General features: G+C 65.8%; 13 protein-coding genes. 4 read left to right on the top strand and 9 right to left on the bottom strand.

The window, feature by feature from the left end:
- Positions 1-11 precede the first annotated feature (11 nt).
- Both AC1DY7_RS01685 and AC1DY7_RS01680 read right to left on the bottom strand, forming a co-directional pair.
- Positions 12-1,451 (bottom strand): basic amino acid/polyamine antiporter, encoded by a 1,440-nt coding sequence (locus AC1DY7_RS01685; RefSeq protein ID WP_477491903.1) that lies wholly within the window; start codon positions 1,449-1,451, stop codon positions 12-14.
- 124 nt (positions 1,452-1,575) lie between these two features.
- Positions 1,576-2,406: an SHOCT domain-containing protein gene (locus AC1DY7_RS01680; RefSeq protein WP_477491902.1), complete on the bottom strand. Its 831-nt coding sequence runs from the start codon at positions 2,404-2,406 to the stop codon at positions 1,576-1,578.
- Between the two features lie 213 nt (positions 2,407-2,619).
- Here AC1DY7_RS01680 and AC1DY7_RS01675 point away from each other — a divergent pair, with 213 nt between their 5' ends.
- Together AC1DY7_RS01675 and AC1DY7_RS01670 are read left to right on the top strand one after the other, a co-directional pair.
- The gene (locus AC1DY7_RS01675) at positions 2,620-4,857 is read left to right on the top strand and encodes a sensor histidine kinase (RefSeq protein WP_477491901.1); all 2,238 of its coding nucleotides are present in this window, start codon (positions 2,620-2,622) and stop codon (positions 4,855-4,857) included.
- Positions 4,858-5,001: 144 nt separating this feature from the next.
- A complete protein-coding gene (locus tag AC1DY7_RS01670) occupies positions 5,002-5,556 on the top strand; it encodes a response regulator (protein ID WP_477491900.1) in 555 nt (184 codons plus the stop codon).
- Positions 5,557-5,586: 30 nt separating this feature from the next.
- On the opposite strand, the gene tuf is transcribed toward AC1DY7_RS01670, so the two are convergent.
- From tuf to AC1DY7_RS01635, 7 genes are all read right to left on the bottom strand, one after another.
- The gene (tuf, locus tag AC1DY7_RS01665) at positions 5,587-6,777 is read right to left on the bottom strand and encodes an elongation factor Tu (protein WP_477491899.1); all 1,191 of its coding nucleotides are present in this window, start codon (positions 6,775-6,777) and stop codon (positions 5,587-5,589) included.
- Positions 6,778-6,874: 97 nt separating this feature from the next.
- Positions 6,875-8,977, bottom strand: a complete 2,103-nt coding sequence (fusA, locus tag AC1DY7_RS01660) for an elongation factor G (RefSeq protein WP_477491898.1) — start codon at positions 8,975-8,977, stop codon at positions 6,875-6,877.
- An 82-nt stretch (positions 8,978-9,059) separates the two neighbouring features.
- Entirely contained in the window at positions 9,060-9,530 is a 471-nt protein-coding gene (gene rpsG, locus AC1DY7_RS01655) for a 30S ribosomal protein S7 (protein ID WP_477491897.1), read from the bottom strand.
- The gene (rpsL, locus tag AC1DY7_RS01650; protein ID WP_066901499.1) at positions 9,530-9,904 is read right to left on the bottom strand and encodes a 30S ribosomal protein S12; all 375 of its coding nucleotides are present in this window, start codon (positions 9,902-9,904) and stop codon (positions 9,530-9,532) included. The genes rpsG and rpsL overlap by 1 nt, the downstream gene beginning before the upstream one ends.
- Positions 9,905-10,222: 318 nt before the next feature.
- Positions 10,223-10,789: a TetR/AcrR family transcriptional regulator gene (locus AC1DY7_RS01645; RefSeq protein ID WP_477491896.1), complete on the bottom strand. Its 567-nt coding sequence runs from the start codon at positions 10,787-10,789 to the stop codon at positions 10,223-10,225.
- A 64-nt stretch (positions 10,790-10,853) separates the two neighbouring features.
- Complete coding sequence (locus tag AC1DY7_RS01640) at positions 10,854-11,378, bottom strand: DUF3558 domain-containing protein (protein ID WP_477491895.1); 525 nt, start codon at positions 11,376-11,378, stop codon at positions 10,854-10,856.
- 1 nt (position 11,379) lies between these two features.
- Positions 11,380-11,913, bottom strand: coding sequence for a DUF3558 domain-containing protein (locus AC1DY7_RS01635; protein ID WP_477491894.1), 534 nt, complete (start codon positions 11,911-11,913; stop codon positions 11,380-11,382).
- Positions 11,914-12,059: 146 nt separating this feature from the next.
- Here AC1DY7_RS01635 and AC1DY7_RS01630 point away from each other — a divergent pair, with 146 nt between their 5' ends.
- Together AC1DY7_RS01630 and AC1DY7_RS01625 are read left to right on the top strand one after the other, a co-directional pair.
- Positions 12,060-12,407: a DUF3060 domain-containing protein gene (locus tag AC1DY7_RS01630; protein ID WP_477491957.1), complete on the top strand. Its 348-nt coding sequence runs from the start codon at positions 12,060-12,062 to the stop codon at positions 12,405-12,407.
- 4 nt (positions 12,408-12,411) lie between these two features.
- Positions 12,412-13,080, top strand: coding sequence for a M15 family metallopeptidase (locus tag AC1DY7_RS01625; RefSeq protein ID WP_477491893.1), 669 nt, complete (start codon positions 12,412-12,414; stop codon positions 13,078-13,080).
- The last annotated feature ends 25 nt before the right edge of the window (positions 13,081-13,105 follow it).

Below are 13,105 nucleotides of genomic sequence, written 5' to 3'. Positions count from 1 at the left end.
GGTCCTTTCGCTCAAATCTGGATGGAGCCCGACACCAGTCCGTACACCCCGCTGATCGCGCCCAACACGATGATCCCGAACAACACCGCCTCGGGCGGACTGAACACCCGCAGCGAACGTTCCCGGCGGGCCTTGACATACAGCAGTGCCGCCGGCGCATAGAGCACGCAGGACAGCAACAGATGGTCCCACCCGGCGGCGTAGACCAGGAACAGGGTGTAGATCGTGGCCAGTGCCGCGACGACCATGTCGGGCACCAAAGACTTTGTATCACCGTATGTTTCGCGAGTGATGGTCAGTTTGAGGGCGTACCCGGCAGCCAGCAGATACGGGATCAGGGACAGCGCAGCGGTGAGGTCGAGCATGAAGTCGAGGGCATCGGAGGTGAACAACAGCAGGATCAGCAGCAGCTGCACCAGGCCGGCCGCCATCACCAGGGCAGCGACCGGGGCGCCCTTGGAATTGCTGCGCGCCAGGAACTTCGGCATGTCGTCGGCCTTGGCGGGGATGTAGAGGACTTCGGCCGCCATCAGGGTCCAGGCCAGGTACGCGCCGAGGACGGACAGGATGACGCCCACCCGGATGAAGATGGAACCCCAGTGCCCGACGATGGATTCCAGCACCGACGCCATGGACGGCTGCTCGATGGTGGCCAGTTCCGATTGGGTCAGCGCACCGTAGGAGACCATCGTCACGAGCATGAAAACGCTGAGCACCGAGAGGAACCCGATGACGGTGGCGCGACCGACGTCCTCCCGTTTGCGGGCGAACCGGGAGTACACGCTGGCGCCCTCGATGCCGAGGAAGACGAACACGGTGATCAGCATCGTGCCCTTGGCCTGTTCGAACAGCGACGCCAGCGAGTAGTGGCCGTCCCCGCCCCAGAAGTTCCCGGTGAACACGTCGGCGTCGAAGGCGACCAGGGCGATGACGATGAAGGTGAGGATGGGAACGATCTTGGCGATCGTGGCGATCCGATTGATGATCGCCGCCTCCTTGACCCCGCGCAGGATGAGGAAGCAGAACAGCCACACCCCGACGGAGGAGCAGACCACCGCGAGGACGGTGTCCCCGGACCCGAGGCCGGGAAACAACGCACTGGTCGTCGCCATGATGAGCACCCAGTACGAGGTGTTGCCCGCGCAGGCCGACGCCCAGAATCCGAACGCCGAGTTGAATCCGACGTAGTCACCGAAGCCGGCCTTGGCGTAGGCATAGATCCCGGCGTCCAGGTCCGGCTTGCGGGTGGCGAGCCGCTGAAAGACGAAGGCCAGCATCAGCATTCCGGCGCCGGCGATGGCCCAGGCGATCAGCGCACCGAGCACCCCGGTCTCGACACCGAATCGGCGCGGGAGCAGGAAGACGCCGGATCCGATCATGGATCCGATCACCATGGCCGTCAGCGTCGGCAGGCTGACCTTGTCGACGACGGTCGAATTCTCAGCACTCATGGTCGCCCTTCAGCATCAGCAGAACGGGTCGCACATCCGAGACGGCATGCGCCGCACGCGGACCAAGCCGGACGCTATCAGGGCTGGGTGACGGGCGCCGAGTATCCGGGCATCCGGCAGGCGGTCACAGCTGGGCGATGATCTGCTGTCGCTTGCTGGAGTACTCATCCTCCGAGATCGAACCGGTGGCCCGCAGTGTCTCAAGTTCCTGCAGACGTTGGGCGACCGACGGGGCGGGAGGCGCCGGGGGGACATAGGCGGCCGGAGCGGGCGCCGCTGCCGGCGGGGCCTGCTGGTGGGCGCCGGCCCGGCGAACCACCGCCTGCACCTGGGCCCTGGCCGCCGGATTGCTGCGCAGGTCGATCATGCCGTTCATGCCGATGTTGTTGGCCTTGAGGATCTGCAGGATCTCCATCAGGGGGCCCACCTGACCGGACAGATCGTAGGTTTGGTGGTCTTCGTCGATGGAGAACGTCGCCGGGACCTGCCCGTTGATCAGAGCGCTGCGTTCCCAGTCGATCTGGAACTGATTGGTTGCCGGGTCCACCAGTACGACCGCCTTGCGGGAGGTGAGCGTCCCCAGCCGCGTCACGCCGGCGATGACGCGGTCCTCGGCGGTGAACGGTGTGATGCCGGGTCCCGAGACGTGCAGGTTCAGTTTGACCAACGGTTGGTCGTTGATCCGGGTCCCGGTCTCGGACATCCCGGTGATCTGCGCCAGCGCGAGGACACCGGTGGCTTCCAGGGCCTGGGTGCGGGCCGCGGACTTCGCACCGAAGCTCGCCAGGGCCAACGCGATCAACACATCGGCGGCGGTCACCAGTAGACCTACCCAGAACATCCATTTCAGCAAAGAACTCTGGCCGGTGGCGAAGTACACCGCCAGGAAGATCGGTCCGACCAAACCTCCGCACAGCAGCACCATCAGCTGCGCCTTCACGTATCGCCACACCATGTGCCACGCTCCGTTCGACGTCGACTCGGTCAGACTAACGCCAACCAGCGCATTTCGGCGGCGTGCTCATCCATCTGGGCACTTCCGATCGACACAGTTATTTGCGCCTGCAACTAAATGTGTCCATGTCCGCCAATTGACCGATACTGCCATCGCGATTCGTGCCTAGAATTGCGTGTGCTTGAGCGCGACAAGGACATCCGGAGTGTCCATGTGTCAGAGCGACAGGTGATCCGCCGTGGCCAGGAACTGGCCACCATTCTGCTCAATACGGTCACCCTTGTCGCGGTTTCGAGCGCGCTTCTACTGCCCGGCACGCCCGAGCGCGCGGCCGGCACGATACTGCTCGCCGCACTGGGATGCTGGTCGATATTCCGGCTGTGCACCCGGTCCCGCGCGCTGCCCTACCAACTGGCCGATTTCTGTTGGGTCCTGATCGTCTGCGCGGCGACGCCGTGGTTCGACCCGAACCCCGCAAGCCTCTATATCTACTCGGTGCCGCAGGCGATCGCCGGCACCGCCGTCATCGCCTTCACCATGGCCCAGCCCCCGAAATTCAGCTTTCCCGCCGCCGCACTGATCACGTTCGCCTACGCAGCAGGCTGCGCACAGGTGGTCGGCTGGCGCGAGGCCGCCCAGGTGCCGATGTTGTTCTACATGCTGGGCATCGAATGGGCCATCGCCGCCGCACTGCTGGCGGCCGGGTTGGCCGTGGCCAGACAGGTGGACCAGGCTCGCACCGAGAACCACGATGCCGCGTTGCGCGACGCGATCGGCGCCGCGGTACGCAACTACGAACTCGAGCACCTGGCACTGGTGCACGACACCGCCGCATCCACGTTGTACCTGGTCGGCGAGGGCGCCGACATCTCATCGGATCGCGTTGCCGCACAGGCCCGTCGAGATCTGGAGCTGCTCACCGGTGGCCCCGCGGCGCTCGAACCGCTGCCGGACACCGATATCGTCGCCGCCCTGCGCCAGGAGATTGCGCACTTCCCGGTCGCGGTCACGCTGTCCGGACTGCCCGCCCTCGTCCTCACCGGGCACCGTGCGCGCACCGTGCTGGCCGCGGTCCGCGAAGCGCTCAACAACGCCGAACGGCACGCCGACGCGTCGCTCATCGAGATCACGGTGGAGCCCACCTCGATCACCGTCATCGACGACGGAAGCGGATTCGACGTGACCACCACGACCCTCGGCCACGGTGTCGCCGAGTCGATCGTCGCCCGGATGCGTCGCGCCGGTGGCAGCGCCACCGTGTTCTCGGCACCGGGCAGCGGCACCGAGGTCACGCTCTCGTGGGACCCGTCGGCCGGCGTCGTGCCGCCGAACCCGGTCGTCGAGGACATCGACCAGCTGACTGAGCGCGTGCTGGTCCAGTTCGGTCTCGGCATCATCGTCTTCGGCCTGGTCCAGCTCTTGGTATCGGTGCCGTACGCAGCCGCCCGCACCGACGTCCCGCTCGTTGCGCTCGGGCTCGGCACCATTGCCGCGCTGGTCATCATCGCCGGCATCCCCCGTGTGCTCGATCGCGGCCCCGACCTCACGGTGCCCGCGCTGGTGACGATGGCGGCCGTCATCGTCACCCAGATCCTGCTGCTGCCCACCGACATGGTGGGCGGACCTGCTCAGTGGACACTCACGGCGACGGGACTGTGCGTGCTGCCATTCGTGCTGCGCCGCCGGGTTCGCCACGCCGCCGCGGTGATGATCGCGTTCTGGCTCGGCGTTGCGATCGTCACCTTCGCCCGGCAACCCCACATGGCCATGGCGTTCGACCTGGCCCTCTACACCGCAGGCATCGCCATGGTGCAGATGTTCGCATTGGCCTTCCCGGAATTGCTGCGCAACGCCACCGTCGACGCGGCGACCGAGGCCAGGGAACGGTGGGCCATGGCCGACCGGCACCGCATCGCCGAGGCACTGCACGACGACTACGTCCGCCGCACCTCGAAGCTGATCCGGGGCGTGTTCCCGCTGCTGCAGACGTTGAGCACCGGCGTCATCGACGCCGAGACCCGGGAACGGTCCCGACTGGAATCACGCAGGTTGCGCCTATACATCTTCCAGTCCCGGACGTTCAGCCACCCACTGGTCGCCGAACTGCGTGCGGCCGTCGACCAGGCCGATCGCCGCGGGGTGATCGTCACCATCAACACCGACAACGACCTGCCCCCGCTCGACGAGCCCACCCGCCGTGAGGTCCTCGCGCCGCTGTTGGAGGCGCTGGCGCATGCTCACGACCAGGCCCGGATCGGATTGACGGTGGCGGGCGGCGAACTGATCGCCAGCATCGTCTGCGATGTCGCCGGAGTCGCCCGGATGCAGGCCTACAGCGCCCACCCGCAGGTCGAGGTCACTGTCCTGGGCGAGAAGGTATGGGTCAGCGTGCATCACCGACTGGGATCCGGGCCGGCGGCGGCAGGCACCCACCGGCACAGCATCGCGTGACCCGGGATACTATCTGCCCATACGTCAATATGGTTAGCCGACTTTCGTATTTCGGACAGCGCGGGCGTTGCCAAAGAGTAAAGTTCGTGACCGAAGAACTGTGAGGGCCCACATCGGTGATCTCATCTACCTCAGGCGAACTGCATGAATAAGGGCAAAGATCGGGGCTCGCAGAAACTCGGGGCCGCCATCCCTGTCGCGCTAATTGACGACCACGACGTTATTCACGCCGGAGTAAAGGCGTGGTTTGCCGAAGCCCAGCCGTCGATCGACCTCGTCGCCGATTACCCCGACCCGTCGTCCTTCCTGGCCGAGCACCCCCGCGGGAACGATTCGATCGAGGTCGTGCTCTTCGATCTGCAGTACGAGCGCTACCGCCCCGAGTTCGAGAGCCTCAACGAGGTGTGCGCGGCAGGGCATCGGGTCATCGTCTATTCGCACATGTCCACCGACGAGGTCATCCTCAGCAGCCTGGACGCCGGCGCAATGACCTTCCTGGCCAAGGGCGAGGACAAACAGCACCTCTTCGACGCGATCTACGCGGCCCACTCGAACACTCCGTATGTCGGGCCGCGGATGGCGAAGGCGCTGTTCAACGACCGCACCGTCGGGCGACCGGGACTGAGCACCCGGGAACGCGAGGTGCTGATCGCCTGGTTCCAGACGGAGAACAAGGAGTCGGCGCTCACCCGAAGGTGAGCGCCGCTGTTTTGGTGCTGAGGTGCTAGATCACTTGATGATCTTGGTGACACGGCCGGCGCCGACGGTACGTCCACCCTCACGGATGGCGAACCGCAGACCGTCGTCCATGGCGACCGGCTGGATCAGCTTGACGGAGATGTCGGTGTTGTCACCGGGCATCACCATCTCGGTGCCTTCGGGCAGGGTCACCACGCCGGTCACGTCCGTGGTACGGAAGTAGAACTGCGGGCGGTAGTTGTTGAAGAACGGCGTGTGGCGGCCGCCTTCGTCCTTGGACAGGATGTAGACGCTGCCCTCGAACTCCGTGTGCGGGGTCGTGGTGCCCGGCTTCACGATGACCTGGCCGCGCTCGACGTCCTCGCGCTTGATGCCACGAACCAGCAGACCGACGTTGTCGCCGGCCTGGCCCTGGTCCAGCAGCTTGCGGAACATCTCGACACCGGTGACCGTGGTCTTGGTGGTGCCGGGACGGATGCCGACGATCTCGACCTCTTCGTTGACGTTGATCACGCCACGCTCCACGCGACCGGTGACAACGGTGCCACGGCCGGTGATGGTGAAGACGTCCTCGACGGGCATCAGGAACGGCTTGTCGGTCTCACGAACCGGGTCCGGGATGGACTCGTCGACGGCCTCCATGAGCTTCTCGACGGACTCGACCCACTTCGGGTCACCCTCGAGGGCCTTGAGCGCGGACACCTGGATCACCGGGGCGTCCTCGTCGAAGTCCTGGGCGGCCAGCAGTTCGCGGACCTCGAGCTCGACGAGCTCCAGGAGCTCCTCGTCGTCGACCATGTCGGACTTGTTCAGCGCGACCAGGATGTAAGGCACACCAACCTGGCGGGCCAGCAGCACGTGCTCGCGGGTCTGCGGCATCGGGCCGTCGGTGGCGGCAACCACCAGGATGGCGCCGTCCATCTGCGCCGCACCGGTGATCATGTTCTTGATGTAGTCCGCGTGACCGGGGGCATCCACGTGGGCGTAGTGGCGCTTCTCGGTCTGGTACTCCACGTGGGAGATGTTGATCGTGATGCCACGAGCACGCTCTTCGGGCGCATTGTCGATCTGGTCGAATGCGCGCGACTCGTTCAAATCGGGGTACTTGTCATGCAGAACCTTGGTGATTGCTGCAGTCAGCGTGGTCTTGCCGTGGTCAACGTGACCAATGGTCCCGATGTTGACGTGCGGCTTCGTCCGCTCGAACTTCGCCTTCGCCACTGTGGTGTCCTCCTGGACTTATTGGTGCTTTTATGTAAAGCAGGTTTGTGTTGATCTGTTCAGTTGTGAGGTCCGCCGGGGCGGATCGAGCCAGTACTTACTGACCCGTCGCCTTCGCGATGATTTCCTTCGACACGTTCGCCGGAACCTCAGCGTACGAATCGAACACCATGGAGTAGTTGGCCCGGCCCTGGGTCTTCGACCGAAGGTCGCCGACATAGCCGAACATCTCCGACAGCGGAACCTGCGCCTTGACGACGCGCGCACCGCTGCGCTCCTCCATGGCCTGGATCTGACCACGGCGGGAGTTCAGGTCGCCGATCACATCGCCCATGTAGTCCTCGGGCGTGGTGACCTCGACGGCCATCACCGGTTCCAGGATGACGGGCTGCGCTTGCGCGGCAGCCTTCTTCAGGGCCTGGGAGCCGGCGATCTTGAAGGCCATTTCCGACGAGTCGACGTCGTGGTAGGCGCCGTCGAGCAGGATGAGCTTCAAGTTCACCAGCGGGTAGCCGGCCAGCACGCCGTACTGCATGGCGTCCTGCGCACCGGCATCCACCGACGGGATGTACTCACGCGGGATACGGCCACCGGTGACCTTGTTCTCGAACTCGTAGGTCGCGCCGTCCTCGCCGACGAACGGCTCGATCGCGACGAGAACCTTCGCGAACTGGCCGGAGCCACCGGTCTGCTTCTTGTGCGTGAACTCGACCTTGTCCACAGCGCGCTTGATGGTCTCCTTGTAGGCCACCTGCGGCTTGCCGACGTTGGCCTCGACCTTGAACTCGCGCTTCATCCGGTCGACCAGGATGTCGAGGTGCAGCTCGCCCATACCACCGATGATGGTCTGGCCGGTCTCGTGGTCCTGGTTGACCTTGAACGTCGGGTCTTCCTCGGCCAGCTTCTGAATGGCCAGGGACAGCTTCTCCTGGTCACTCTTGGTCTTGGGCTCGATGGCGACCTGGATGACCGGGTCCGGGAAGGTCATCGACTCCAGCACGATCTGGTTGTTCGGATCACTCAGGGTGTCACCGGTGGTGGTGTCCTTGAGGCCGATGACCGCGTAGATGTGCCCGGCGGATGCCGTCTCGACCGGGTTCTCCTTGTTGGAGTGCATCTGGAACAGCTTGCCCAGACGCTCCTTCTTGCCCTTGGTCGAGTTGATGACCTGTGCGCCGGAGTCGACCTTGCCCGAGTACACCCGGACGTAGGTCAGCTTGCCGAAGAACGGGTGCGTGGCGACCTTGAACGCCAAACCGGAGAACGGCTCATCCGCCGACGGCTTGCGCGAGATGATCTCGTCTTCCTTGCCCGGAGCGTGGCCCTCGGCGGCCGCGACGTCCAGCGGCGTCGGCAGGTAGTCGATCACGGCGTCGAGCATGGGCTGCACGCCCTTGTTCTTGAACGCGCTGCCGCACAGCACGGGGTAGCCCGCGCTGGTCACGGTCAGCTTGCGCAGACCGCGCTTGATCTCCTCGACCGACAGCTCTTCGCCGCCCAGGTACTTCTCCATGAGTTCGTCGTCGGTCTCGGCGACCGCCTCGATCATGGCGGTGCGGTACTCCTCGGCCTTCGCCTGCAGGTCGGCCGGGATGTCGACGACGTCGTACTTCTCGCCGAGCTTGGTCTCGCCGCGCCAGACCTTGGCCTTCATCTCGACCAGGTCGACGACGCCCTCGAAGTCACCTTCGGAGCCGATCGGCAGCTGGATCGGGACGACGTTCGCGCCCAGGCGATCCTTCATGGTCTGCACCGAGAAGTAGAAGTCGGCGCCCAGCTTGTCCATCTTGTTGACGAAACAGATGCGGGGGACGTCGTACTTGTCGGCCTGCCGCCAGACCTGCTCGGACTGCGGCTCGACACCTTCCTTGCCGTCGAAGACGGCAACGGCACCGTCGAGCACGCGAAGCGAGCGCTCCACCTCGACGGTGAAGTCGACGTGGCCGGGAGTGTCGATGATGTTGATCTGGTTGTCGTTCCAGAAACAGGTGGTGGCAGCGGAGGTGATGGTGATACCCCGCTCCTGCTCCTGCTCCATCCAGTCCATCGTGGCGGCGCCGTCGTGCACCTCACCGATCTTGTACGAGATACCGGTGTAGAAGAGGATGCGCTCGGTCGTCGTCGTCTTGCCGGCGTCGATGTGCGCCATGATGCCGATATTGCGGACCTTCGTGAGGTCGGTGAGCACGTCCTGTGCCACGGCTAGATTCCCACTCTTTCGCTTGCTTGGATGCTATTGGTATTGACACCGGCGCCGACGCAGCTCTGCGAAGGCGTCGAGGTCACCAGCGGTAGTGCGCGAAGGCCCGGTTCGCTTCGGCCATCTTGTGAGTGTCCTCGCGTCGCTTGACGGCGGCACCCAAGCCATTGCTGGCATCCAGAATCTCGTTGGCGAGACGCTCGATCATGGTCTTCTCGCGGCGAGCCTTCGAGAAGCTCACCAGCCAGCGCAGGGCCAGCGTGGTGGACCGCTCGGCGCGCACCTCGACGGGCACCTGGTAGGTGGCGCCACCGACGCGGCGGCTGCGCACCTCGAGGGAGGGCTTCACGTTGTCCATGGCGCGCTTGAGCGTCACGACCGGATCGGTGCCGGTCTTGTCGCGAGCCTGCTCGAGGGCACCGTAGACGATGCGCTCGGCCAGCGACTTCTTACCGTCGAGCAGCACCTTGTTGACCAGCTGGGTGACCAGCTGCGACCCGTAGACGGGATCGTTGACCAACGGACGCTTCGGCGCGGGGCCCTTGCGTGGCATTAGCTCTTCTCCTTCTTGGCGCCGTAACGGCTGCGTGCCTGCTTGCGGTTCTTGACACCCTGGGTGTCCAGCGAGCCGCGGATGATCTTGTAACGCACACCGGGGAGGTCCTTCACACGACCACCGCGCACCAGCACCATCGAGTGCTCCTGCAGGTTGTGGCCTTCACCCGGGATGTACGCGGTGACCTCGACCGCGCTGGTCAGCTTCACGCGAGCGACCTTGCGAAGTGCCGAGTTCGGCTTCTTCGGAGTGGTGGTGTACACGCGAGTGCACACGCCACGGCGCTGCGGGCTGCCCTTGAGGGCCGCGGTCTTGACCTTCGCGACCTTGTCGCGGCGACCCTTGCGGACCAGCTGGTTGATGGTTGGCATGTACCGGCTTTCTGTGTTTCTTCTATCTCGTTAAGTCTCTGTACTGCAGTTTTCGCCCTACCGCTTACCCCGCGATCGGGTGTGTCGCACCCACCAGAAACGCATCCGATCGATAGCATTCCGATGTCTGCACACATACGAATCCGCCCGGCGCACAGGCACGCCACCCGATTTGCGGCAGCATGCGGCCCTGTCGACCAGGCACGGGGATCCACAATACCAGGGGTCCCCGTGCGCAACCAAACCCGTGCTCGACGGCCTTATCGCAGGTCAGACGCCACGTTCACGGAAGGCGCCGATCGGGGGCCTGCGCGGGCGCTAGCGCTTCTGCATCCCCGCTGCCAGCCGGAGCACCATATCGGTGAACACCGCGTCGGTGTCGACATCGTCCATGACCCCGGTCATCTCCAGGAGGACGAAGCCGTGCAGGGCCGACCAGAACTCCAGCGCCGCATAGAACGCGTTCTCACCGTCGAGTCCGTAGGACGCGAGAGCGGCCAGCACGGGCTCCGCCGCGGCCCTGGTGGCCGCCGTGTATTCGGGGTCGTCGCCGCCCAACGGCATCCGCGTGAACGCCGAGTACCGACCGGGATGATGGTGGGCGTAGCTGCGGTAGGCACTGGCCATGGTGACCACCGCGTCCTCCCGGGTGCGGCCCTGCCCGACGTTGTTGAGCATCCCGATGATGTCGTCGATCACCCGCATCCGTACCGTCCGGCGCAGGTCATCGAGGCTTTGCACGTGGTTGTACAGCGACGGGCCCTTGGTGCCGAGCTGGGTGGCCAGCGCGTTGATGGTCAGCGCGTCCCAGCCGTCACGGTCCAGGAACACCAGCGCAGAGTTCACGATGGCATCGCGACTGAGTTTGGTCGCCCGCGCTGCCATGTTCGCTCGATCCCTCGTCACGTCGTGCTGCTGAACTCCCCGGCCGTCGGGGTAACGAAGGACTCTAGTTCACGCGGTCCTGACTGAGCTGCGCAAGCCGCTCGGTGATGCTGCACAGATCGGGCAGCATCGCCGGATTCATCGTCTGGATCGACCAGGTGATGACGTCGTCGCCCTTGGCGACGTAGATGCTGCAGGCGTTGGCGTCGAAGGCCTTGAACCCCCGGTTGCCGTCCACCGACAGTTCGGTCAGGGTGCGTCCGGCGTTCTGCTCCAGAGCGCGCTCGGTGTCCATGTCGCTGCCCCGGTACCACCAGGTCGAGATGCCCATGCCCGCACCGATCGTGCCGATCAGCGTGTTCTCCTGCCAGAAGCAGCCGGCGTCGCTCACCACCGCCTCACCGAACATGGCCTTGCCCGCGGCCGCGCTGATGTCCGCCTCCGTGATGCCGTTGCAGTCGGTGCCGCGGAAACCGGGGTGCACGCCGGCCGGCGGGGCCTGTGGGGTCTGCGCCGCCTGCTCCCCCGCTGCGCCGCACCCGGCGAGCAGCGCCACCCCCGCGCACGCCGCCAGCAGTGCCGCCCGCACGTCAGAGGTCCGATTTCAGGGTCGCCGACAGCAGGCTCTCCGCGTCCGGGCACGGATCCCCGCTGGTCTGATGCCGGTACTGCACCCACCAGCTCAGCACCCCACCGCCGCCCGCCGCGATCGCCGAGCAGGCCACCCCGACGCCGTCGCGCCGGGCCAGGAAGGCGTCGTGCCGTTCCACCACGGTGTCGGTGATCTGGGCGCCGCGTTCGGCAGCGAGTGCGCGCTCCCGGTCGAGGCTGCCTGCGTCGAACCAGGCGAACACCACGTCGACCACCGCACTTTTCCGATCCAGGACGTATTGGCAGACCGCGCCGCTGTAGGGGCGCACCACGTCGTCGGCATCGAGCGTCTGGGCGACCGTGCTGTCCTGCAACAGACCGCACCGGTTGTCGGCGTAGCCATAGCTGCGGTCGTCGGCCGGGCCGCCGGGGGTGGCCGACTGCGGGGCGCCGTCGACCGTCTGGGTGCATCCGGCCAGGAGGAGGGCTGCGGCGACCGCCGTCGTCACCGCTCGTGCGCCTGGTCCTCCCATCGAGCTCACGCTACCGAGCGGCATCGCCCGCGGCGACCCGTCCGGCCGAAGCGGGCAACCGGCTCTGCCAGAGCTCCGGGCAACGTAGTCTGCTAATCCAACGGAAGGTGGCGAACGTGACCCTGCAGCGAAGCCGACGGACTGCCATGGCATGCGCCCTGGTGGTTCCCGCAGTTCTTGCCCTGTGCGCTCCGCCCGCCGAGGCCAAGAATGGCGACACCCACATCACCGGCCAGGGCGTCGTGCAGACCCTGGACTGCAACAACGCGACACTCATCGTCAACGGCACCGGAAACACCATCAACGCCAAGGGCGCCTGCTGGGCTGTGACGTTGCAGGGATCCTCGAACATCGTCATCGCCGACAACGTCATCAACGACATCACCGTGTACGGCTACGACCAGACGGTGATCTACCACGACGGCGCCCCGGCCGTCATCGACCGCGGCCGCGAGCTCGGGATGGCCAACCGCATCAACCGCGCCCCCGCCTGATCTTGTGCGGCGGCTGCTCGGTCTGCTCGCGGTCTGCTGCGCGGCGGCGTGCGCTCCAGCCCCGCTGGAGGTGAGGCCGGTGTCCACGACCGCCGCGGTACCCCCGGTGTCGGACGCGGCCCGGGCGGTGGGATTCATCGACGTCCGGACAGTGGTCCCCGATGCCGTGATCGACCTGCGCTACGCGGGAGCGGACAACTTCGTCGGGGTGCCGCTGTATCCGGCCGGCGCACGCTGCCTGGTACACCAGTCACTGGCCGACGGCCTGGCCACCGCCGCGGCCCAGCTGCGCGCCGACGGACTGGTGCTGGTGTTCTGGGACTGCTACCGGCCCCACGATGTGCAGGTCCGCATGTTCGACGTCGTGTCCAACCCGGCGTGGGTGGCCCAACCGGGCCCGTACTCGAAGAGTCACGAGTCCGGCCGGTCGGTGGATGTGACGACCGCGGGTGCGGCCGGATTGACCGATATGGGAACGGGTTTCGACGACTTCAACGCCGTCGCACACGCCTACGCCACCGACGGCGTCAGCGCGGCCGCCCAGCAGAACCGGGCCCAGTTGCGCGCGGCGATGGTGGCGGGCGGCTTCGCCCCCTACGCGGGGGAATGGTGGCATTTCGACGCTGCCGGCGCGGGCGAGCGACGACCCATCATCAACGTGCCCGTCACCTAGTCTTGGTGGACCACCGATGGATCGA

This window comes from Mycobacterium sp. P2_H7, assembly GCF_056403275.1.
The sequence above is the reverse complement of the archived record's forward strand: the minus strand, read 5'-3'. Positions and strand labels throughout refer to the sequence as shown.

Coding starts and splice junctions, on each gene's coding strand:
- AC1DY7_RS01685 (WP_477491903.1), bottom strand. CDS start 1,451: ATGAGTGCTGAGAATTCGACCGTCGTCGACAAGGTCAGCCTGCCGACG.
- AC1DY7_RS01680 (WP_477491902.1), bottom strand. CDS start 2,406: ATGGTGTGGCGATACGTGAAGGCGCAGCTGATGGTGCTGCTGTGCGGA.
- AC1DY7_RS01670 (WP_477491900.1), top strand. CDS start 5,002: ATGAATAAGGGCAAAGATCGGGGCTCGCAGAAACTCGGGGCCGCCATC.
- rpsG (WP_477491897.1), bottom strand. CDS start 9,530: ATGCCACGCAAGGGCCCCGCGCCGAAGCGTCCGTTGGTCAACGATCCC.
- rpsL (WP_066901499.1), bottom strand. CDS start 9,904: ATGCCAACCATCAACCAGCTGGTCCGCAAGGGTCGCCGCGACAAGGTC.
- AC1DY7_RS01645 (WP_477491896.1), bottom strand. CDS start 10,789: ATGGCAGCGCGGGCGACCAAACTCAGTCGCGATGCCATCGTGAACTCT.
- AC1DY7_RS01635 (WP_477491894.1), bottom strand. CDS start 11,913: ATGGGAGGACCAGGCGCACGAGCGGTGACGACGGCGGTCGCCGCAGCC.
- AC1DY7_RS01630 (WP_477491957.1), top strand. CDS start 12,060: ATGGCATGCGCCCTGGTGGTTCCCGCAGTTCTTGCCCTGTGCGCTCCG.